At 59.4% G+C, this 21,456-nt stretch carries 17 protein-coding genes; 10 read left to right on the forward strand and 7 right to left on the reverse strand.

What is annotated here, in order from left to right:
• Positions 1–33 precede the first annotated feature (33 nt).
• The gene (locus LGH70_RS20495; RefSeq protein ID WP_226189596.1) at positions 34–1,041 is read left to right on the forward strand and encodes an SDR family oxidoreductase; all 1,008 of its coding nucleotides are present in this window, start codon (positions 34–36) and stop codon (positions 1,039–1,041) included.
• 120 nt (positions 1,042–1,161) lie between these two features.
• Positions 1,162–2,040 carry a glucose-1-phosphate thymidylyltransferase RfbA gene (gene rfbA / locus LGH70_RS20500; RefSeq protein WP_226189598.1) on the forward strand — a complete coding sequence of 293 codons (879 nt, stop codon included), beginning with the start codon at positions 1,162–1,164 and terminating at the stop codon, positions 2,038–2,040.
• Positions 2,041–2,117: 77 nt separating this feature from the next.
• Here the strand turns inward: rfbA and chrA are convergent, their stop codons facing one another.
• Together chrA and LGH70_RS20510 are read right to left on the reverse strand one after the other, a co-directional pair.
• Positions 2,118–3,377 (reverse strand): chromate efflux transporter, encoded by a 1,260-nt coding sequence (chrA, locus tag LGH70_RS20505; RefSeq protein ID WP_431357432.1) that lies wholly within the window; start codon positions 3,375–3,377, stop codon positions 2,118–2,120.
• Between the two features lie 160 nt (positions 3,378–3,537).
• Positions 3,538–4,515 carry an isopenicillin N synthase family dioxygenase gene (locus tag LGH70_RS20510; protein WP_226189600.1) on the reverse strand — a complete coding sequence of 326 codons (978 nt, stop codon included), beginning with the start codon at positions 4,513–4,515 and terminating at the stop codon, positions 3,538–3,540.
• A gap of 169 nt (positions 4,516–4,684) precedes the next feature.
• Between LGH70_RS20510 and LGH70_RS20515 the strand changes: the two genes are divergently transcribed.
• Complete coding sequence (locus LGH70_RS20515; protein WP_226189601.1) at positions 4,685–5,479, forward strand: hypothetical protein; 795 nt, start codon at positions 4,685–4,687, stop codon at positions 5,477–5,479.
• 80 nt (positions 5,480–5,559) lie between these two features.
• Here the strand turns inward: LGH70_RS20515 and LGH70_RS20520 are convergent, their stop codons facing one another.
• Positions 5,560–7,587 (reverse strand): hypothetical protein, encoded by a 2,028-nt coding sequence (locus LGH70_RS20520; RefSeq protein WP_226189603.1) that lies wholly within the window; start codon positions 7,585–7,587, stop codon positions 5,560–5,562.
• Between the two features lie 406 nt (positions 7,588–7,993).
• Here LGH70_RS20520 and LGH70_RS20525 point away from each other — a divergent pair, with 406 nt between their 5' ends.
• Positions 7,994–9,889 (forward strand): OmpA family protein, encoded by a 1,896-nt coding sequence (locus LGH70_RS20525; protein WP_226189605.1) that lies wholly within the window; start codon positions 7,994–7,996, stop codon positions 9,887–9,889.
• Positions 9,890–10,094: 205 nt separating this feature from the next.
• Here LGH70_RS20525 and floA read toward each other — a convergent pair whose 3' ends face one another.
• Both floA and LGH70_RS20535 read right to left on the reverse strand, forming a co-directional pair.
• Positions 10,095–11,096, reverse strand: coding sequence for a flotillin-like protein FloA (gene floA, locus LGH70_RS20530; protein WP_226189606.1), 1,002 nt, complete (start codon positions 11,094–11,096; stop codon positions 10,095–10,097).
• Positions 11,097–11,173: 77 nt separating this feature from the next.
• Positions 11,174–11,764, reverse strand: coding sequence for an NfeD family protein (locus tag LGH70_RS20535; RefSeq protein WP_489146045.1), 591 nt, complete (start codon positions 11,762–11,764; stop codon positions 11,174–11,176).
• Here LGH70_RS20535 and LGH70_RS20540 point away from each other — a divergent pair.
• The 3 genes from LGH70_RS20540 to LGH70_RS20550 all read left to right on the forward strand — a co-directional run bounded on the left by LGH70_RS20540 (position 11,758) and on the right by LGH70_RS20550 (position 13,277).
• Entirely contained in the window at positions 11,758–12,339 is a 582-nt protein-coding gene (locus LGH70_RS20540; protein WP_226189610.1) for a Crp/Fnr family transcriptional regulator, read from the forward strand. The two genes, LGH70_RS20535 and LGH70_RS20540, sit on opposite strands and share 7 nt — an antisense overlap.
• Positions 12,340–12,413: 74 nt before the next feature.
• Entirely contained in the window at positions 12,414–12,983 is a 570-nt protein-coding gene (locus tag LGH70_RS20545; protein WP_226189612.1) for a DinB family protein, read from the forward strand.
• Between the two features lie 48 nt (positions 12,984–13,031).
• A complete protein-coding gene (locus LGH70_RS20550) occupies positions 13,032–13,277 on the forward strand; it encodes a hypothetical protein (RefSeq protein WP_226189613.1) in 246 nt (81 codons plus the stop codon).
• Between the two features lie 79 nt (positions 13,278–13,356).
• On the opposite strand, the gene proS is transcribed toward LGH70_RS20550, so the two are convergent.
• Positions 13,357–14,832, reverse strand: coding sequence for a proline--tRNA ligase (gene proS, locus LGH70_RS20555; RefSeq protein ID WP_226189615.1), 1,476 nt, complete (start codon positions 14,830–14,832; stop codon positions 13,357–13,359).
• A 196-nt stretch (positions 14,833–15,028) separates the two neighbouring features.
• Here proS and LGH70_RS23740 point away from each other — a divergent pair, with 196 nt between their 5' ends.
• Positions 15,029–16,387 (forward strand): hypothetical protein, encoded by a 1,359-nt coding sequence (locus LGH70_RS23740; RefSeq protein ID WP_284438448.1) that lies wholly within the window; start codon positions 15,029–15,031, stop codon positions 16,385–16,387.
• Positions 16,388–16,444: 57 nt separating this feature from the next.
• Positions 16,445–17,935, forward strand: coding sequence for an OmpP1/FadL family transporter (locus tag LGH70_RS20565; RefSeq protein ID WP_226189617.1), 1,491 nt, complete (start codon positions 16,445–16,447; stop codon positions 17,933–17,935).
• A 62-nt stretch (positions 17,936–17,997) separates the two neighbouring features.
• On the opposite strand, the gene LGH70_RS20570 is transcribed toward LGH70_RS20565, so the two are convergent.
• Positions 17,998–18,972 (reverse strand): hypothetical protein, encoded by a 975-nt coding sequence (locus LGH70_RS20570; protein WP_226189618.1) that lies wholly within the window; start codon positions 18,970–18,972, stop codon positions 17,998–18,000.
• A gap of 246 nt (positions 18,973–19,218) precedes the next feature.
• Between LGH70_RS20570 and LGH70_RS20575 the strand changes: the two genes are divergently transcribed.
• Positions 19,219–21,441 carry a S9 family peptidase gene (locus LGH70_RS20575; protein ID WP_226189620.1) on the forward strand — a complete coding sequence of 741 codons (2,223 nt, stop codon included), beginning with the start codon at positions 19,219–19,221 and terminating at the stop codon, positions 21,439–21,441.
• The last annotated feature ends 15 nt before the right edge of the window (positions 21,442–21,456 follow it).

Raw genomic sequence — 21,456 nt, forward strand, 5'->3', positions numbered from 1 at the left:
CAAACACATTAGCACATTAGCATATTGAACAGAATGTATAATACCCCTTTTCACGACCAGCCGCTCGATAACCTGATCTTCCTGGTAACGGGCGGCGCCGGCTTTATCGGCTCCAACCTGGTAGAATACCTGCTCAAGTACGGCGCCAAGCAGGTGCGCGTGCTGGACAACTTCTCTAACGGCTTCCGCAAAAACGTGAACCTGTTTGCCGACAATCCGGCCTTGCAGGTCATCGAAGGCGACATCCGGGACCGGCAAACCTGCATCGATGCCTGCCAGGGCGTGGATGTGGTATTGCACCAAGCGGCTTTGGGTTCGGTGCCTCGCTCTATCAACGACCCGATTACCTCCAACGACGTTAACGTGGGCGGCTTCGTGAACATGCTGGTGGGCGCCAAGGAAGCCGGCGTGAAGCGCTTCGTTTACGCGGCCTCATCCTCGACCTACGGCGACCATAAGGCCCTACCCAAAGTGGAGGACCGCATTGGCAAGCCTCTGTCGCCCTACGCCGTAACCAAGTACGCTAATGAGCTGTACGCCGACGTATTTGGCAAAACCTACGGCATGGAAATCATCGGCCTGCGCTACTTCAACATCTTCGGTCCGCGCCAGGATCCGAATGGCGCGTACGCAGCTGTTATTCCGCTCTTTATCGACGCCGTGCTGCAGGGCAAGCCCCCGCGCATGAACGGCGACGGTGGGCAGACCCGCGACTTTACCTTCGTGGAAAACTGCGTGCAGGCCAACATCAAAGCCGCACTGGCACCGAACCCCGAGGCGGTAAACCAGGTGTACAACGTGGCCGTAGCCGACCGCACCTCGCTCAACGACCTGTTCAACATCCTGAAGGACGAGGCCGGCTCCGACATCACGCCCGAGTACGGCCCCGACCGCGCCGGTGACATCCGCGACTCCCTGGCCGACATCAGCAAGGCCAAAAATCTGTTGGGCTACGAGCCCCAGATCCGCATTCGGGAAGGGTTGCAGAAAACCCTGGCTTGGTTTAAGGACAATCAGGCGTTTATTGCCGAGCGAAACTAAAACCCATTTGCCATCCTGAGCCCGCCAAGGAGCATATTACTTTGGAACGACTCGTTCGTCTCCCATAAGGTCCTTCGCAAGCTCAGGACGACAGACGTTCACTAACTCACTAATTCACAGATGAAAGGCATTATCCTGGCCGGTGGCTCCGGTACCCGCTTGCACCCACTCACGCTGGCCGTTAGCAAGCAGCTCATGCCGGTGTACGACAAGCCGATGATTTATTATCCGCTGTCGATTCTGATGATGGCGGGCATCCGCGAAATTCTCATCATCACCACGCCCCACGACCAGGAGCAGTTCAAGCGCCTGCTGGGCGACGGCCAGAAGCTGGGCTGCGACTTCCAGTATGCCGTACAGGAAGTGCCCAACGGTCTGGCCCAGGCCTTCGTTATTGGCGCCGACTTCATCGGCAACGATACCGTGGCCCTGGTCCTCGGCGACAACATCTTCCATGGCGAAGGCCTGGAGGAGCTGCTGAAAAGCAATAATAACCCCGACGGCGGCGTGGTGTATGCCTACCACGTGCACGACCCTGAGCGCTACGGCGTGGTGGAGTTCGACAACGACAAAAAGGCGCTCAGCATCGAGGAAAAGCCCAAGCAGCCCAAGAGCAACTACGCCGTGCCCGGTCTGTATTTCTACGACAACGAGGTTATCCAGATTGCCAAAGACCTGAAACCCAGCTCACGCGGCGAGTACGAAATCACCGACGTGAACCAGGAATACCTGCGCCGCGGCAAGCTGAAAGTGGGTATCCTGGGTCGCGGCACCGCTTGGCTCGATACCGGCACGTTTGAGTCCTTGATGCAGGCCGGCGAGTTCGTGCGCGTTATCGAGCAGCGCCAGGGGCTGAAGGTGGGCTCCATTGAGGAGATTGCCTACCGCCAGGGCTTCATCAATGCCGAGCAGCTGCGTGCTATTGCCGAGCCCCTGCGCAAGAGCGGCTACGGCGACTACCTGATGAGCCTGCCCGAGTCGTTGCTGCTGGAGAAGTAATAGCTGACTTTATAAATAATAAAAAAGCCCGCGCTATGCCTAGCACGGGCTTTTTTGTGTTCAACCCACTAGTCAGCTCAGAAAACGACGCCCGCCAGCAAGCCCGCCAGCACGATAACGTAGGAGGGAAACTTGTCCCAGAGCAGCACCAGAAAAGTAACGGCTACCAGCGTCAGGTTTATCGGCGTGTCGGGCAGCGGGTGGTACAGCAGAAACGTGGCCGCACACACCAGCCCGGCCGATACAGCGTTGATGCCTTCGAGCGAGGCTTTTACTACGCGGTACTGCTTGAGCTGGTCCCAGAAGCGGATCAGAAAGAAGATAAGCAACGTGCCGGGCATGAAGATACCGGCCGCGGCCACCACGGCCCCCAGGATCTGGCCGCCGATGCCGCTGCCTTCCTGCCGCATAGCCAGCGCCCCGATGTAGGAGGCGAAGGAGAAGTTGGGCCCCGGCATGGCCTGCACCAGCCCCAGCCCCGAGAGGAACTCCTGGGTAGTAAGGTATTCCTTAAACTCGACAAACTCGGCGTAAAGCAGCGGGGCCAGCACCTGCCCGCCACCAAACACCAGGCTGCCGTTGCGGTAGAAGTTCTCAAACAGCCGCACGGGCAGCAGGCGGGTGTAGTGACCCAGCACGGCCGCGCCTACCAGCACAGCCAGCCACAGCGCAAAATTAGCCCACTCAATGTTCAGCGGCTTTTTCTGCTCCAGCACCGGCATTTTGCGGTAGCGGAAGGTCGTGATGGCGCCGCCCGCAATGAGCAGCAGCGGCAGCACCGACGGCAGCTGAAACCGGTAGGCCAGCATGGACGCCGCCACCATCAGGGCCACCGAGGTTTTGGTATGGATAACCTTCTCCGCAATCTTATAGGCCGAGTACGCCACAAAGCCCACCGCAATGGGCTGCACGTACTGCACCAGGTGCGCCACTTGGTCTTTATCGAGGTAGGAGATGGTAAGGCCCGCCAGCGTCATGAGCGTCACGGCCGGCAGCATCCAGACCAGCACCGTGAGGTAAGCCAGGTTGGGACCACCCAGGCGGTAGCCGATGGCGGTAATGGTTTGGGTGGATGTTGGCCCCGGCAGGATCTGGCAGAGGGCCGTTAGCTCCAGCAGTTCGGCGGCCGTGAGGTAGCGCCGCTTATCTACCAGCAGGCGCAGCATCATGGCCATGTGGGCCTGAGGGCCCCCGAAGGCGGTAAGGCCCAACGCGGCTACGTCCTTGAGGAAAATAATTCCGCGCACCCGCTTGGTGCGGGCGCCTCGGGCACCCCGGGGCGGCGGCGCGAGCTGAATTTCTTCCGTTTCCAAATCGAGGTGCGTAGGGAAGGGCAAGGACGCAGAAAGCCGGGGCAAAAGCAAGGGTACTACTGGCCCGGTCGTGTCACTTAAGAGGTTGGCAACCAATAAAAAAAGCTGCCGGCTGCTGAGCGGTGGCCCGGAGACTTCCAGGGCGCAGACCTTCAACAACCGGCAGCTAGTACTTCAACCAGGCTTACTTTTTCTTCAGGCCCAGCTCAATCAGACGCTCATTGAGGAATTCACCGGCCGTAATGTCGGCTTCCTTCTTGGGGTTGTCGGGCGTCACGCAGTTGTCCAGCGCGGCTAGGCTCATTTCCGAGCGGGGGTGCATGAAAAACGGCACCGAGAAGCGCGACGAGTTCATCTTTTCGCGGGCTGGGTTTACCACGCGGTGAATAGTGCTCTTGAGCACGCCGTTGGTCAGGCGCTGCAGCATGTCGCCCACGTTCACCACAATCTGGTCGGGCAGGGCCGTGATGGGAATCCACTTCCCGTCGCGGCGCTTCACCTGCAGGCCATCGGCGGAGGCGCCCATGAGCAAGGTAATCAGGTTGATGTCGCCGTGTTCGGCAGCGCGTACGGCATCGGCCGGTACGGCATCCGGGTTTTCGATGGGGAAGTAGTGGATGGGGCGCAGAATGCTGTTGCCGTTCCGTACTTTGTCGTCGAAATAATTCTCGGGCAGCTTCAGGTACAGGGCAATAGCGCGCAGCACATCCTTGCCGGCCGCTTCCAGCGTGCGGTAGGTAGTGAAGGTGCTTTTCTGGAACGTCGGAATTTCCTCAGGCCAGATGTTGGCCGGGTACTCCTTGCCGATGGGGTCAGTTTCATCGTCGACCTCCTGGCCCACGTGAAAAAACTCCTTCAGGTCGCCGGTGTTGCGGCCTTTGGCGTGTTCTTTTCCTTTGCTGATATAGCCGCGCTGACCCGCCAGCTCCGGATTTTCGTACCGTTGTTTGGCATCATCAGGCAAAGCGAAAAACGCTTTTACGTCATTGTAGAGCGCCGCCGTCTGTTCGTCGGTGAGGCCATGGTTCTTCAAAGCCACAAAACCGATGTTTTGATAGGCTTCGCCGAGCTGTTGTACGAAGCGGGCCTTACGCTCCGGGTCACCGGAACGGAAATCGGCCAAGTCGAGGGAGGGAATTTCTTCCAACAATTTTTCTTCCATAGCGGAAAATCAATATACTTTTGAGCAATCCTTACGTATTGCGCAAGGTACTTAAAAAATCATTCGTCGTCCCGGTGTCGGGGCGCGGCCGGACAAGCGGTCCGGTGGTCCTCTTAACCCTTCCACCATTTCCCTCATGAAAGCATCTGCTTTACTAATGGGCAGCGCGATGCTGCTTGCTCTAGGTGCCTGCGATACGGCCAGACAACAACAAGAGTCGGGCTCGCAGGCTACGGCCGAACGTGTGTCCTCGGCTAATACCGCTTCCATGGAGAAAAACGGCATCCGGCTGACTCCCTTCACTGATTCGCCCAAAAACCCCGAAGCCCAGGTGCAACTTAAGTCGCCGGTGACGGGCTCGATAGTGCCCAGCGGCAACGTCTCGTTCGACTACGACATCACCAACTTCCAGCTCACCAAGATGACCGGGGGCATGCACTCGGAAGAAATGGCTAACTCGCAGCAGGGACAGCATATCCACAACATCGTTGACAATGAGCCCTATACGGCTCACTACACAACTGAATTTACGAAACCCATTGCCGATGGCCAGCACGTAGTGCTGTCTTTTTTGTCGCGCTCCTACCACGAAAGCCTCAAGCACCGTGGTGCCTACGATCTGCGGGTAATTACGGTGGGCAAAGCACCCGCCACGCCCCTGAATGCCGATCTGCAGGCGCCACACCTGTTCTACAGCCGTCCCAAAGACACGTATTCGGGTAAGGACGCGGCCAAGGTGATGCTGGACTTTTACCTGGTGAACACCACCTTGTCGCCGGAAGGCAACAAAGTGCGCGCTACTATCAACGGCACCGAGTTTATGCTCGACCAGTGGGCTCCCTTCATGATGGAAGGCCTGCCCGCCGGCCAGAACACGGTGAAGCTGGAGTTGGTAGATGCCAGTGGCAACCTGATTCCCGGCCCGTTCAACTCGGTAACGCGCAACTTCACGCTGCAGCCCTAAAGCTCCGGCGTAACTTAAATTATTGCAAAAAGGCCCGCCTGCTGAGAAGCAGCCGGGCCTTTTCTGTGCACCTGCTGGCGCTATACTTTCCGGAAGCTGCGAATGCGCCAGTTGACGGCCACCTCGAAGTAGGGGTAGAGGTTACGCGTGCTCCGCTGCAGATCTTCGGTGGTGTAGCCGGCGCCCACGTAGGCTCCCTGGCCTTCGGTATACCGGTAAAACGTGCGCAGCTGCTGCAGCCAGAGGCTGGCGGCTACCGTAAAGCCCGTCTGGGTGCGGCGCTCATAGGCCAGCTCGGGCCCCTGCTGGCGCGTAAGGCTGCGCAAATAAATCAGGGTGGAAGCCGAGCCATTGGCGCCGCCATCGAGCAGGGCCGCGCGGCCGTGGCTGCGCTGTTCCAAGAAACGGTAGCCCAGGCGCAGGCTGTTTTGCCCGCGCAATGCCCCCCAGCTGTGGCGCAGGCTGGCCGAGAAGTCGTGGGTAATGGAGGTGTCGAGCGGGCTTTCTTTGAACTGCTCCCAGTTCAGCAGGCCAATGCGGTTTTCCCGCCGGATGTAGTCCAGCGAGGCCAGCAGGCGGGGCGTAAACTGATAGCCCAGGTGCTGCTGCTGCTCCAGCACGCGGCTGGCCCGGTTTTTCAGCTGCTCGCTCAGCCGGTCGCGCACCTGGTAGCTCACCCACAGGTGGTAGGTCGATTTCAGGCTGAAGCGGCCCGGTGCCCAGGTAAAGGACGGCTCCCAGTGCAACAGGCGGTCGGCGTAGTTTTCCGCGCTCAGCGACGCCCGGATAAATACGAACTGCCGGTATTCGCCGCCCACGGCCAGGGAGGTGCGGAAGGCCCCGGCCCAGCGGCCCACCCACACCAGGCGCAAGCTATGCTGGGCCTCGTCGCGGTCCTGGTTGTTTTCCTGGCTGGGCGTATCCACGCGCAGCAACTGCGCCGAGCCCAGTACCGAGAGAGAGTGGCGCGGCAGCGGCAGCCACGTCAGCTCCGACTGCCACAGGGTAGTTTTCTCCGAAATATCCTTGATCTGTTCCCGCTCCGTGGCCGTGCTTAGGCGGGCAGGCGAAAGGTTGCGGTTGTTTTCCAGGGCGTAGTTGCGGTTTCGCTCCCGGTAGTTGAACAAAAGCACAAACTGCAGCTTTTTACTGTTTACCCGCACTTCCTGCCGCGTATCGAGCTCCTGCTGCTGGTAGCCCAGGTTCTGCACCGTATCCGATTCGGCGCTAAGCTGGCGGTAGGCAAAAGCGCGACGGGGCAAGGCCAGTAGGTTGTCGGACCGGAATGAGGCTTTGTCGCTGAGCTGATACACCCAGCTGAGCTGCCCGGCCAGGGTGTCGCTCTGAATGCGCTGCACGTTGCCCGGTACGTAGTCCTCGGCGCGGTTGGCGCGGTAGCCCAGGCGCAGCGAGCCGCTGGAAAAGGCATCGAAGGCGCGGGCATAAAATCCTTCGGCCAGGGTGCGCTGCCAGATGCGCGGGCCGAGCTGGGCGCGGGTGCCAAACAGCCGGACGGCCACGGGGTCTTTGGCCTGCTGGCTGGGATAAATCAGCGTCGTTACTTCCAGGCCGTAGGTAGGGCCCGTGTCGCGGCGGCCGTTGCGGGCGTCGTAGGCCACCCCGCCCAGCAGCACATAGCGCGCCACCGACAGCGTATCGAGGGCCGTGGCGGGGCGCAGGCGGTGCTGGTAGCCCAGGCGGGCCTGCCAGGCGCCGGTGCGGGTAGCGTTGGCCCGGCTCTGCTCGTAGTGCGCGAGCTGGCCTACCTGCCAGTTGCGGCCCAGTGTCAGCGTGTGCAGCACATGGGCGCCGTAGTCTTCCCGCACAAAAGGTGGCTGCCCGCGCTCATCGTATATCCAGTCGCTGAGCAGGCGGTAATGCAGCATCTGCTGCGGCGTGAGTAGCAGGCGGCCCCGCAGCTCGGTTTGCTGGGAGTAGGTGCTCACGCCCACGCGCCGGGCCCGGAAGGAGAGCAGCAACAGCGAATCGGCAGGAGCAGAGGTAGTTTCGGGCGCTACTGCCTGCGCTATGGCCGGGCTGCCCAGGCCCACTAGCACCAGCAGCAGGCAAATGCATAGAGCACAACAGTAGGCGCGACACCGACGCATGATAACGGAGGAATCGGCTACGTGGTAGAAAACAACCGATAATGCGTAAGTTAGCTAATCGGTAATCGGGCTGCAACCATTGAGGTAATCTGGGTTTTAGACAAAAAATAATGCCCTGTAACTACCCGAGTGCGTATTTTTGGCCTGCCTTTCGCAATGCATCGAAACCTCCTTGCAGTTCGGGACGTCTTGAGGTGTCCGGGTCTGTCGTAAGAACCGGCCCGTTGCTCCCGGAGGCCTTTGTTTTGCCCTATAGCTTATGTTTGTTCGAAAACTTGTTCTCTCCTTTGGATTAATTGTTGGAATGGGAAGCTGGGCGCAGGCACAGCGGGCCATCTGGGCGGCGAAAGTAGTAGAAGTCTCCTCCCAAAAAGCCGAAGGGAAAGAAGCTTTTTCCCCGGAAAAGGTGCTGGGAGAACCCAATGCGCAGCCCCTGGGCCAAATCAACAACGACGCCTGGATTCCGAAGAAGGAAGGAGCCAACGAATTTATTGAAGTCCGCTACGGCAAATCCATCATCGCCAAGCAGGTGACGGTCGTAGAAAACTTCAATCCAGGCTCCGTCACCAAAATCGAGCTGGTCGACACGCGGGGCACCAAGCACCAGGTGTACGAAAACAAGAACCCGGGCCCCATTCCCGAGCTGTTTCGCTCCCTGAGCGTCACGTTTGCCGCCGGCACCTACCGCACCATCGGCGTGGTGGTTACGATGAATACCAAAGCCGTGGAAGGCGTTAACCAGATCGATGCCATCGGCATTGCCGACGTGGCCGAGACAATGGTGAAAAAGGAATTCAAGGGCGAGTCGGAAGGCGTCAGCTTCGATTCGGCCATGGTGAACCTGGGCCAGAACGTCAACTCCAAGTACGTTGATACGCACCCGGTTATTTCGCCCGACGGCAAGACGCTGTTCTTTGCCCGCCAGGAAAGCCCGCAAAACGTGGGTGGTAGCAACGACGTGCAGGACGTGTGGTACAGCACGCTGGCTAACGCCGCCAAGAAAACCTGGAACCAGGCCAAAAACATCGGTGGCCCTATCAACACGCCGGGCCCCAACGGCTTAGCTTCGGTGTCGTCGGACGGCAATACGGCCGTGCTCATCAACGTCTACAAGCCCGACGGCACGCTCGATCCGAAAGGCGCCAGCATCTCGCGCCGCACCAAAACGGGCTGGGGTATGCCGGTGAAAATTGAAATTGAGGATTTCTACAACGACGACGACGAAAACGTCGACTACTTTCTGAGCACCTCCGGCAAAGTGCTGCTGATGGCCGTGCAACGCAAAGACGGGCAGGGCCAGCAGGACATCTATGCGAGCTTCATCAAAGAAGACAAACGTACCTGGACGCGCCCCAAAAATCTGGGAAGCACTATAAATACCAAAAAGGCGGAATTTGCTCCATTCCTGGCCGCCGATGGCAAGACGCTCTATTTCGCCTCGGAAGGCTTGGGCGGCTATGGCAAGAGTGATATTTTCTCGTCTAAGCGCCTCGACGACAGCTGGACTAATTGGAGCAAGCCGCGCAACCTGGGCCCTAATATCAACTCGCCCGATTTCGACGGCTACTTTACCTTGTCGGCGGCCGGCGAAGATGCTTACCTCGTGTCGTCGCGCAACGGGATTGGTGGCTCGCGCGACATTTTCCGCATCAACCTGACACCGCAGTTTAAGCCCGAAGTCGTGACGCTGGTGCGCGGCCGGGTGCTGGATGCGGCTACCAAAAAGCCGGTGGCAGCCACCATTAAGTACGAAAACCTGCTGACCGGCGAAGAAATCGGGGTGGCCGAAACCAGCCCCGTGGATGGCTCCTACACTATTGTACTGCCCTCGGGGGCCCACTACGGCTACCGGGCCGATGCTGAAAACTACCTGGCGGAAAGTGACAACCTGGACGTGACGGACCGGCAGAACTACTCCGAAGTAACGCACGACTTATTCCTGGTGCCGTTTGCCGTGGGTTCGACCATCAAGCTGAACAACATCTTCTTTGCCCAGAGCAAGTACTACCTGCGCGACAACTCCTACCCCGAGCTGCTGCGCCTGGTGCGGGTTCTGAAAGATTACCCAACGGTGGAAATCAAGCTGGAAGGCCACACCGACAACCAGGGCGACCCGGCCCTGAACCTGAAACTGAGCCAGGACCGCGTAAACGAGGTGAAAAAGTACCTCGTGTCCAAGGGCATCAGCGGCCACCGGATTACCACGGAGGGCTTTGGCGACACCAAGCCCATTGCCAGCAACGAGCAGGAAGATACCCGCAAGCTTAACCGCCGCGTAGAGTTCCGCATTACCAAGAAGTAATGTGCAAATGCGGTGGAATGTGCTGATGTGCTAATTCCCACTGTGTCATTGTGAGGTGCAGCCGCGGCCATCTGTCCTCTGAAATGAGCTTAGCCTTCTAAAGTGAAAAGCCCCTTACTACTGCGGTAGTAAGGGGCTTTCTGATAAAAGAGCGTTTATCACTAGCAGAGGACGGATTGCTTCGTGCCTCGCAATGACACGAGCTTTAAGTCAGGCGCGACTCGTCGCGGCCGGGCTTGGTGCTGCTGTTCTGGCCACCGGGGTTGGCAATGGAGTCGCGCATGTCGGTGTCGGCCTGCACGTTGCGCATCTTGTAGTAGTCCATCACGCCCAGGTTGCCCGAGCGGAAAGCATCGGCTATGGCTTTGGGTATTTCGGCTTCGGCCTGTACCACCAGAGCCTTGGCTTCCTGGGTTTTCGCGCGGTTTTCCTGCTCCACGGCCACGGCCATGGCGCGGCGCTCTTCGGCTTTGGCTTCGGCCACTTTCAGGTCGGCAGTGGCTTGGTCGATCTGGAGCTTGGCGCCGATGTTTTCTCCGATGTCGATGTCGGCAATATCGATGGAGAGAATTTCGAAGGCCGTGCCGGCATCGAGGCCCTTGCTGAGCACGAGCTTGGAAATCTTATCGGGATTTTCCAGCACCTCCTTGTGCGACACCGACGAGCCGATGCTGGTCACGATGCCTTCGCCCACGCGGGCCAGAATGGTTTCCTCGCCAGCACCGCCCACGAGCTGGGTGATGTTGGCCCGCACCGTAACGCGGGCAATGACGATGAGCTGAATGCCATCCTGCGACACGGCGGCTACGTTGGGTGTGTTAATCACCTTCGGGTTCACCGATGTGGTAACGGCCTCAAACACGTTGCGGCCCGCCAAATCGATAGCCGTGGCCTGCTTGAAATCAAGCGGAATGTTGGCCTTGTCGGCCGAAATCAGGGCCTTAATGACGTTGGGCACGTTGCCGCCGGCCAGAAAGTGGGTTTCCAATTCGTTGCTGGTAATGTGCAGGCCTGCCTTGGTGGCCGTAATCAGCGAGTTGACGATGAGTGTGGGCGACACCTTGCGCACGCGCATCAGCACTAGTTGAAACAGGCTGACCCGTACTCCGGAAAAAATGGCCGTAATCCAGAGGCTAATGGGGAAAAAATACAGGAAAACGAGCAGCGCAATGGCTGCGATGATAAGCGGGGCGAAGGGTAGGTCCATCAAGAAAAGGCTAGTTCCGGGGTCGAGTTACGAGTTTTTAGCTGACTTTCGCTGTTGAGCTTCTCAAGCAATGGCCATTAGGCGGCCCGCTCCACCACAATGCGGTTTTGCTCGATGCCCAGCACTCGCACCACGGTACCGGCCGCCAGGAATTCACCCCGCGTCACGACTTCTCGCCGGTCGTCCTCGAAGAGGGCCGTGCCTGCGGGCCGCAGCGCCGACAACGTGCGGCCCACCGTGCCCGGCTCGATGTCGGGGCGGCGGGCGTCGCGCACACTGCTGTTGTTCACGTCGGTGAGGGCAAACTTGTGCAGGTTTTTGGGCCGCAAGCCAATATAGATAATCACCCCGGCCAGCACGACGGCGGTAATGAGCGTGATATGCCCGGCCGAGCTGCCCAGGTCGCGGTAGCCAAACCAGATACCAGCGGCCAGCAGCGCAAAACCGACTAAGCCCACCAGGGTAGTACCGGGAATAAACAGCACTTCGGCCACTAGAAACAGCAGGCCAAACAGTAGGAGCAGCGCAATGGTAATCCAGTCCATAGGTAGAGAAGGTATAGGGTATGCTAAATATACGCAGAAAGCGGCGGGGTTGCGTGCCGGGGTTGGCGGCCGGGCTACTATTTTAGGCCCAAGTAATCCTTTGTTCCCTCCACTGTATGGCAACTGAGAGTCCCGACGGTGTAGCCATGCTGGCGGCCCTGCTGCGGCTGGTGCCGTACTTGCGTGAAACCGACGTTCAGGAGTTTCTGGCGCTGTGGAAGCGGCGGGTGACGCTCCGGCGCGGCGACTTTCTGGTGCAGGCCGGGCAGGTAGAGCACAACCTGTACTTCGTCACCAGCGGCCTACTGCGCATCTATTACCCTACTCAGGCCGAGGAAATCTGCGTGGGCTTCGGCTACGCCAATAATATGCTGTGCTCGTTTCCCTCCTTCGTGGCCAACCAACCGTCCGACTACTGCCTGCAGGCCCTGAAAAAGTGTGACTTGCTGGCCCTGTCCCGCGCCGACTTCACCGAGTTTGTGGAGCGTAACGCCCCGTTTGCCCGCTTCTGGCGCCAGGAACTGGAGCGGGTGCTGGTGGGCCGCATCGAGCGGGAAATTGACCTGCTGCTGCCCGAGCCCGAGCGGCGGCTGGCCCGGCTGCTGGCCCGCAGTCCGCATATCTTTCAACTGGTGCCCAAAAAGTACATTGCTTCCTACCTGCGCATGACGCCCGAAACCCTGAGCCGGCTGCGCTAAATATTGATTCTGGTCAAGGTTTGGCAGCCGCGCGGCCGGCACCTTTGTGTATACCAATCTTAACGCCCGCAGCCATGCTTTCTACCGTCCTTTTGCGCCAGCTCACCGACCAGGTTCAGGAGCTCCACACTACTGCCGAGTCGCAGCTACAGCCCTTGCCGCTGCCCGTGCTGAATTTCAAGCCCACCCCCGGCAGTTGGAGCGCACTTGAGTGCCTGGAACACCTGAACCGCTATAGCCGCTTCTACAACGCGGAGCTGACCACCGCCCTGCACGCACAGCCGCAAACAGCTACTCCGCACGAGGTCGGCTTTAGCTGGCTGGGGCGTAAGTCGTACGACACCGTGCGGCCCGACAACGGTAAAAAGCACCGCACCATCACGCACATGAATCCCGCCGGCAGCCAGCTGGGCACAGAGGCACTACACGAATTCTTGCAACACCAAAAGTGCCTTCTGGAGATGCTGGCCGCCGCGCAGGGCACTAACCTGAACCGCAAAGCGGTGCGCATCGAGTTTTTCAAGCTGCTGAAGCTGCGCGTGGGCGAGGCGCTGCAGTTTGTAGTAGCCCACGAGCAGCGGCACCTGCAGCAGGCGCTGCGGGCGGCTCACCAGGCCACCACCGCTCCGATTCTGGTAGTGTAGCGGCCAGCGGCGCGTATCGTTACTGAGCGGGGCTACGTATGCTGCCGCATGATGAAACAACGCGAAGTAACCGCCTCCGATAAAACCCAGTGGACCTGTGTGCAGGCCTACGCCGCCATGGACACCGACACTGCCGACAAAGCCGCATCCCTCAGCGAAACCGAAGATGGTGGCGTGCCAGTGGTGTGCACGCCCAGCGGCGGCGCCCAGACCGTGCGCCTGGAGCTGGCCAAAGACTGGCTCGACACCCTCACCGACGAAGAGCTGACCAACGCCATAACCGCCGCTCAATAGCCCTTTCCAAATTGCCCAAAACAGCACAAGGCCGCCAACGTGGGTTGGCGGCCTTGTGCTGTGAAATGGAAGGAGCTTCTTAGTACGCCCGGGCGAAATACACGCGGCGGGAGCTGGGCTTGCCCGTCAGGATGCAGATACCATCCTCTTCGGGCTCGTTCAGGGCAATGCAGCGAATAGTGGCTTTGGTTTCTTCCTTGATGCGCTCCTCGGTTTCGGAGGTGCCATCCCAGTGGGCTACCACAAAGCCGCCTTCGCCTTCCAAGGCCTGCTTGAACTCCTCGTAGGTATCCACGCGGGTGGTGTGCGTCTCGCGGAACTTCAGGGCCCGCTGGTAGATGTTGGTCTGGATGTCGGTCAGCAGCTGGTCTACCGTGTTCACGATGTCGGCCAGGGGCAGGTTCATCTTTTCCTTGGTATCGCGGCGGGCTACTTCCACGGTGCCGTTGTCCAGGTCGCGCATGCCCACGGCAATGCGGATCGGCACCCCTTTCAGCTCCCACTCGGCAAACTTATAGCCGGGGCGCTCCGTGTCACGGTCATCAAACTTAACGCTGATGCCGCGCTCAATTAGGCCCATCTGCATCGGCCGGATCCGCTCGGTCAGTTCTTCCAGCTGGCCGGTTTTGTAAATCGGCACGATGACTACCTGGATAGGCGCCAGCTTGGGGGGCAGCACCAGGCCTTCGTCGTCGGAGTGGCTCATGATGAGGGCGCCCATCAAGCGGGTGCTTACGCCCCAGGAAGTGCCCCATACGTGCTCCAGCTGGCCTTCCTTGTTAGTGAACTGCACATCGAAGGCCTTGGCAAAGTTCTGGCCCAGGAAGTGCGAGGTGCCTGCCTGCAGCGCTTTGCCATCCTGCATCAAGCCTTCGATGCAGTACGTATCAAGGGCGCCGGCAAACCGCTCATTCTCGGTTTTTACGCCTTTCACCACGGGCAGCGCCATCCATTCCTCGGCAAACTGCGCGTACACCTCCAGCATCTGGCGGGTTTCGGCTACGGCTTCCTCGGCCGTGGCGTGGGCCGTATGGCCTTCCTGCCACAGGAATTCGGCAGTGCGCAGAAACAGGCGCGTACGCATTTCCCAGCGCACCACGTTGGCCCACTGATTGATCAGCAGGGGCAGGTCGCGGTAGCTCTGAATCCAGCCTTTGTACGTGCTCCAGATGATAGCCTCCGAAGTGGGGCGCACAATGAGCTCTTCCTCCAGCTTGGCATTAGGATCCACGCGGAGCTTACCGGGCCGGTCGGGGTCGTTCTGCAGGCGGTAGTGGGTCACGACGGCGCATTCCTTGGCGAAGCCTTCGGCGTTTTTCTCCTCGGCCTCAAACAGGCTTTTGGGCACAAACAGCGGAAAATACGCGTTTTGGTGACCCGTGCGTTTAAACATGTCGTCGAGCTGGCGCTGCATCTTCTCCCAGATGGCGTAACCATAGGGTTTGATGACCATACAGCCCCGTACGGCGGAGTTCTCGGCCAGACCGGCCCGCTTCACCAACTCGTTGTACCACAGGGAATAATCTTCACTGCGCTTTGGCAAACTTTTACTCATATTCGAGGTATCTTTGGGTAAGCGAAATAGTTCCCCAATCTGGTATAAGATTTGTCATAGGAAAAGGGCACCGTTTCGGCGCCAAATTACGTTATTAAACTGGAGCTCACCTCGCCGGTCTAGTAGAAGTCAGGCAACCATTTCGAGGTTTATCCACTCTGTTCCTTGCAAGGTTTACTTTTCAGCGTCAGCAGCCATGAAATCAATCTTTAACACCGTTTTGCCCGCCATGGCCCTGCTCGCGCTGGGTGGCTGCGCAAGCACCTCGGCTCTTACCTCCACGGAGAGCGACGGGGTTTATTATTCCTCTAAAGACCGCACCACGTATAACGAGCCGGCGCGGGCTACTGCTTCAGTGCAGGATAACAATACGACGCCGCAGGAGAGCAACGCCTCCGACGCGGAAACCAATCCGGACTACGCCAGCTCCGGCAGCAGATCTTCGTCCAACCAGAGCGGCGGCTCGGAGTATTACGATGACGACTACAGCTACTCGGCCCGCATCCGGCGCTTCCACCAGCCAGCCTACCGCAGCTTCAGCTACGGGTATTATGACCCCTTCTACTCTGACCCTTTCTGGTACGGTGGCGGTGCCTATTCCTACGGGTATTCGCCCTACGGCTGGGGCCCCAGCTACGGGTTTTACGACCCCTTCTATAACCCATACTACGGTGGCTCGGCAGTAATTGTCAACATCGGCTTTGGCCGGCCTTACTACAACCCCTGGCGCTACGGCTACGGTGGATATGGCTACGGCGGCGGCTATGGCCTCGGCTACTACGATGGTTACCGCAACGGCCTGTACCAGAGCGCTGGCTACTACGGCAACCGCGGAATTGGTACGGTGCGCAACGTGAACTACGGCCCACGCGGTGGGCGTAGCGTAGAAGCGACTACTGCCAATGGCCGCACCACTACGAGTTCGGGCCGCAGCCGCAGCACCAAAGAGGGCGGTATCGCTACCCCAGTTGATGGCGCCACCTCTACCGGCAACGCCACGGGTATTAATCCTTCGTGGAATGGCCGGGGCCGCACTCAGGCGCAGGCAGCGGGCGGCGTGACCGAAACGGCTACACCTACCACCACTACTCCCAATGTGCGCACGGGCCGCAGCCGTGATGGTAGTGAGCAGGTCCTGCGCCGTAATGCCACCTTCGAGGATGAGCGTGGAAATGCAATTGAAACTACCCGGGGCCGGGAGCAGTCCGTTGAGCAGCCCCGCACTGCAGAAGGCAACGGCCGCCGCTGGCGTGTAGTGGAGAATGGCGGACAGCAGTCGGTACCTACCCCATCTGAGCAGCGTCGTCGGTTTGGCACTTCCGGCCAGGGTGAGCAGAACAACGGTCAGGTAGTGGAGCAGCCCGTACGCCGGCAGCGCACCTACAGCGCGCCCCAGCAGCAGTCGGAGCGCACGTATGAGGCCCCTCAGCGTACCTACGAGGCGCCAACCCGCTCGTATTCGGAGCCTTCCCGTGGTAGCTCTTCGCCTTCGATGGGCGGAGGCAACAGCGGGGGAGGCGGTGGCCGCAGCAGTGGCCGGGGCCGTGGTGAGTAAGTAATTATCTGGAAATCTTATCGTGGCCGGCAACTAGTCGGCCACTTCCTTTCCCCCATGAAAAATCTCAAATATCTGCTTGCCGTGGCCTTTGTAGGCCAGGCCAGCTACGGCTTTGCCCAATACCAGGTAGATGCGCTCCGGTTTTCCCAGACGCAGTTCGGCGGAACCGCCCGCACGCTGGGCGTCGGGGGAGCCAACGTCGCCGTTGGGGCCGACCTGGGCAACTTAGTGACCAACCCCGCTGGCCTGGGCATGTATCAGCGGTCCGAGTTCAGCTTTTCGCCGGGCTTGGGATTGGGCAGCACCGAAAGCTCGGCCTTCGGGACTACTACTTCTGATGCCCGCAACAGCATCCATATCGGTAGCGTGGGCGCGGCTTTTGTAAACCGGCGCCCCGACAATGACAACAACGCTTGGCGCGGCGGCACTTTTGCCATCGGCCTTACGCGGATCAACGACTTCAACCAGAGCTTCCGCTACCGGGGTAAGCCCAGCCGGGAGCAGGATATTTTCCAGCGCCTGAGCGAAGACCGGGGAGAAGCGCTGGATGATCTGGCCTATAGAGCCTACCTTACGGAAGAAGACGCGCTGGGCGTGTACGTGCCCGCTGATTACCGCGCCTCCCGTGGCAACCTGACCCAAGAGGAAACGGTGCTGACGACTGGCTCCCAGACGCAGTTTGACCTGGGCTACGGCGCCAGCTACCGCGACCGGCTGTACGTGGGCGGTGCCATTGGTATTGTCAGCACACGCTTCACCTCGACCAGCACCCTAACGGCTACCGACCCGGCCGCTCCCAGCACCGCTGAGGGAACAGCTTTTAGCTCGCTCTCCTTCCGCGAAACGCTGGAAACCCGCGGCGCTGGTATTAATGCCCGTATTGGGGCTATTTACCGGGCCAACGATGTAATTCGGGTGGGAGCTTCTATTCAAACGCCCACGTACATGACTTTGTCGGAAACGTTCGGCGAGTCGTTGGATGTGACCTATGATCAGGGCATCTCTACCGACGAGGGAGTCGTAACCTCGGCCGAGGTAGACAATGATCTGGGTGAATTCAATTATGCCCTCACTACGCCGTTTAAGGCTTCGGGTGGTGTAGCGGCCGTTATCGGCAAGCATGGCTTCGTGAGTGGGGACGTGGAATACCTCAATTACGGCAACGCCCGGCTCAGCAACGACAACAGTGACCAGGCAGTGGCCAATAACCACGACTTTGGTGATGACAACGACAACGTGCGTCAACTCTACCAGTCGACGGTGAATGTGCGACTGGGTGGCGAGCTGCGGTACGACATTTTCCGGCTGCGTGCCGGCTATGCCCGCTACGGCGACCCCTACAAGAAAAATGCCTTCGACCGTACCCAAAACTACTTCACGGCCGGTGCCGGCATTCGGCAGAGCAACTTCTTTCTGGATGTAGCGGCCGTATATGGTACCAACAAGCGCTTCTACAGCCCCTACGCCCTTGATAATGGCGCGCCAGTAGTGAGTGTGGATGGCACCCGCTACACGACGACCGTAACGGCCGGCTGGAGCTTCTAAGGTATCTGGTATCAACAAGAAAGCCGCTCTGTTCACACAGAGCGGCTTTCTTGTTGGCAGCCTTACTTCGCAATGCGCACCTGTAGGTCCAGCGTTGGCACCGGTGTAGTTTTGACGTCACTCACCAGTATCAAGCCGTACTTATTATCAGCGGTGAGAAAGGCAACCAGTTGGTTCTTTCTCAGTACGCCGGTTGAAGTGGATGGAGCCAGGGGGGCTCGGTCATAAATTTCCTGGAAGCTTTGGCTGGTAGTGGCCGAGCCAAAGCCCGTACTGTCGCTGCGGGCCACGAGGCGCAGCTTCGTGGCCCGGCGGGTGGCCGAGGGCCACGGGTCTTTCATAATCTTCAGGGCCTCAGCGTCGGTGGGAGAGGCCAGGACCGCGCCGCTGGAGGAAGGCAGATACATGAGGTCGATGAGCTGCTGGGCCGCGAGGTTTGTGCGGACCGTGAACTTGGGCAGCGCCAGGCCCGGCAGCAGCGCCAGGTAGCTGCGGCTGGCCACCGTGGCGGGCCGCTGCAGCCGCACCGCGTAGCGGTGGTACACCAAGGCCGAGTCGTTGTTGCGCAGCGTCAGGCGGAAGCTGCGGCTAGCGGTGCGCTGCTGGCTGTCTTCCACCTCAAAGCGCCATACTTCGCGCCCCGTAGCGGTGCGGGTACCGAACGTGAACTGAAAGGCTACTTCCTTCAGTGGGGGCTTGGCCCGCAGCATGGTATCCAGGTACACCAGTTCCTCCGACTTTCCTTCGTCGGTGGTGGGGTTGTAATTGGCCGGGTACGCAATAGGATTGAGGAAGGGACTATACGCCACCGTGATGCGCAAACGCTCGAGCGAGTCGCTGCCTGCCAGGTTGGCAACCGCTGCGTACAGCTTGCTGGTGAGCGTGTCGCCGGGCGTCGTGACCACCCGGTTGGTGCTCACGTAGCGCGTACTACCCACCAGATCCAGGTAGGGATTGGGGTCCGAGTTCAGGTCGGAAGAACAGGCCGCCAGCCCACCCAGCAAAAAGCAAACACCCAAAGACGAACGAATACGCATAGAAACAAAGGTCGGGAGTGAGGCGCTAAGTTGGATGGCAGGCGCCGGAAAGAATCTGACTACTCTAACGCAGGAGCCCGAAATTTCATGCGTGATTACCCGAAAGAGCTAAAAGTGCGGATGTTTCTATCGTTTCGGCGGGGGCGGCGCAACCACTTGCGGGCAACTGCCGACTTTTGGGCCACCTTTTCGTGCGTACCTTTAGTACCTGTAGCTGACTCTCCGCCGTTCACTTTTTTCGCTTCTATGAATTTTCGCTTTCTCGGTCTGGCCTTCTTTCTGACCACCGCCAGTCCCGTCCTGCTGCCTATGTCGGTCCCGCTGGCCGTAGCGCAGCAAAAACAGAACATTACCCTCGAAGATATCTGGGCCAAAGGCACCTTCCAGGCCCGCACCGTGCCGGGCTTCAACTGGATGCGCGACGGCCGCTACTACTCCTCGCTCGACAACGGCGACCTGGTGCAGCACGACGTGACGAGCGGCAAAGCTGTGCAAACCCTCGTGGCGGGCCAAGACCTGAAACTGGCGGGCAGCACCCAGCCGGTGCCCGTGGAAGGCTACGTGTTCAACTCCGACGAGAAAAAAATCTTGTTCTGGACGGCCGAGGAGCCCATTTACCGCCGCAGCACCCGTGCCACCTACTTCGTGTATGACCGGGACTCGAAGCAGCTCACGCCCCTGAGTGCGGGTGGTAAGCAGAGCTACGCCACGTTTTCGCCCGACGGCAAGCGCGTGGCCTTCGTGCGCGACAACAACCTGTTCGTAACCGACCTAGCCACGATGCAGGAAAAGGCCGTGACTACCGACGGCGTGCAGAACAGGATTATCAACGGCTCGACCGACTGGGTGTACGAGGAGGAATTCGAGTTTGCCCAGGCCTTTTTCTGGTCGCCCGACTCGCGGCAGGTGGCATTCTACACCTTCAACGAAAGCCAGGTGCCCGAGTACAACATGCAGGTGTGGGGCGACCTGTATCCGAAAGACTACCGCTACAAATATCCAAAGGCTGGCGAGAAAAACTCGGTTATCAGCATTTCGGTGCACGATGTGGCCGCCGGTAAAACGACCAAGATGGACGTGGGCCCGGAAACCGACCAGTACATTCCGCGCATCATCTGGACCGAAACGCCGAACCTGCTCAGCGTCCGGCGCCTGAACCGCCTGCAGAACAAGCTGGAAGTGCTGCACGCCGACGCCAACAGCGGCAAAACACAGGTAGTGCTGACCGACACCGACAAGGCGTACGTGGAAGTCAACGACGATTTGCGCTACCTCTCCGATGGCAAGCAGTTCCTATTCAGCAGCGAAAAAGACGGCTACCGCCACCTCTACCTGTATAACATGCAGGGCAAGCTGGTGCGCCAGCTCACGAAAGGCAACTGGGAAATCACTAGCATCGATGGCTTCGACGAGGATAAGGGCCTGGTGTACTACTCCAGCACCGAGGCTTCGCCCTTGCAGCGCCAGCTCTACCGCATCAACCTGAAGGGCGGCGCCAAAACGCGCCTGAGCGAAGCGGCCCACGGCAACAACACCGTGAACATGAGCCCCGACTGCCGCTATTTCCTGAACTACTTCTCGGCCGCCGGCGAGCCAACCACGGTGAGTGTGCGCAACGGCAAGGACGGCAAGGTGGTGAAGGTGCTGGAAGACAATGCCAAGCTGCGCCAGACCCTGAGCCAGTACAACCTGGGCAAGCTGGAATTCATCAGCTTCAAAACCTCGGAAGGCGTGACGCTGAACGGCTCGATGCTGAAGCCCGCCGACTTCGACCCCAACAAGAAATACCCGGTGCTGATGTACGTGTATGGCGGCCCCGGCTCCCAGACCGTGAAGGATGACATTGGCGGCGGCATTGCCCTCACCAACTATCTCTGGCACCAGCACCTGGCCCAGCAGGGCTACATCGTGGTATCGGTGGACAACCGCGGCACGGGCGCCCGGGGAGCCGAGTTCAAGAAAAGCACCTACGCCAATCTGGGTAAGCTTGAGACCATCGACCAGGGCGAAAGCGCCAAGTACCTGGGTACCTTGCCCTACGTGGATAAAGCCCGCATCGGCATCTGGGGCTGGAGCTTCGGCGGCTACATGACGGCCCTGGCCATGACCAAAAATGCTGATCTGTTCAAGATGGCCATTTCGGTGGCCCCGGTTACCAACTGGCGCTACTACGACTCGGTATACACCGAGCGGTTCCTGAAAACGCCCCAGGAAAACCCCGGTGGCTACGACGACAACTCACCGGTGCAGTTTGCCCAGCAGCTGAAGGGCCGCTACCTGCTCGTGCACGGCACCGGCGACGACAACGTGCACTTCCAGAACTCCGTGGCCTGGACCGATGCGCTGGTAAAAGCCAACAAAGACTACCAGACGTTATACTACCCCAACCGCAACCACGGCATCTACGGGGGCACTACGCGTCTGCACTTGTATCGGCAAATGACTGATTTCGTGCTGAAAAACTTGTAAATAGTGCTTACTGCG

The organism is Hymenobacter nitidus, assembly GCF_020447315.1.
Classification (GTDB): domain Bacteria; phylum Bacteroidota; class Bacteroidia; order Cytophagales; family Hymenobacteraceae; genus Hymenobacter; species Hymenobacter nitidus.

Coding starts and splice junctions, on each gene's coding strand:
- LGH70_RS20495 (WP_226189596.1), top strand. CDS start 34: ATGTATAATACCCCTTTTCACGACCAGCCGCTCGATAACCTGATCTTC.
- rfbA (WP_226189598.1), top strand. CDS start 1,162: ATGAAAGGCATTATCCTGGCCGGTGGCTCCGGTACCCGCTTGCACCCA.
- LGH70_RS20510 (WP_226189600.1), bottom strand. CDS start 4,515: ATGGAAGAAAAATTGTTGGAAGAAATTCCCTCCCTCGACTTGGCCGAT.
- LGH70_RS20515 (WP_226189601.1), top strand. CDS start 4,685: ATGCTGCTTGCTCTAGGTGCCTGCGATACGGCCAGACAACAACAAGAG.
- LGH70_RS20520 (WP_226189603.1), bottom strand. CDS start 7,587: ATGCGTCGGTGTCGCGCCTACTGTTGTGCTCTATGCATTTGCCTGCTG.
- floA (WP_226189606.1), bottom strand. CDS start 11,096: ATGGACCTACCCTTCGCCCCGCTTATCATCGCAGCCATTGCGCTGCTC.
- LGH70_RS20540 (WP_226189610.1), top strand. CDS start 11,758: ATGGCAACTGAGAGTCCCGACGGTGTAGCCATGCTGGCGGCCCTGCTG.
- LGH70_RS20545 (WP_226189612.1), top strand. CDS start 12,414: ATGCTTTCTACCGTCCTTTTGCGCCAGCTCACCGACCAGGTTCAGGAG.
- LGH70_RS20550 (WP_226189613.1), top strand. CDS start 13,032: ATGATGAAACAACGCGAAGTAACCGCCTCCGATAAAACCCAGTGGACC.
- proS (WP_226189615.1), bottom strand. CDS start 14,832: ATGAGTAAAAGTTTGCCAAAGCGCAGTGAAGATTATTCCCTGTGGTAC.
- LGH70_RS23740 (WP_284438448.1), top strand. CDS start 15,029: ATGAAATCAATCTTTAACACCGTTTTGCCCGCCATGGCCCTGCTCGCG.
- LGH70_RS20565 (WP_226189617.1), top strand. CDS start 16,445: ATGAAAAATCTCAAATATCTGCTTGCCGTGGCCTTTGTAGGCCAGGCC.
- LGH70_RS20570 (WP_226189618.1), bottom strand. CDS start 18,972: ATGCGTATTCGTTCGTCTTTGGGTGTTTGCTTTTTGCTGGGTGGGCTG.
- LGH70_RS20575 (WP_226189620.1), top strand. CDS start 19,219: ATGAATTTTCGCTTTCTCGGTCTGGCCTTCTTTCTGACCACCGCCAGT.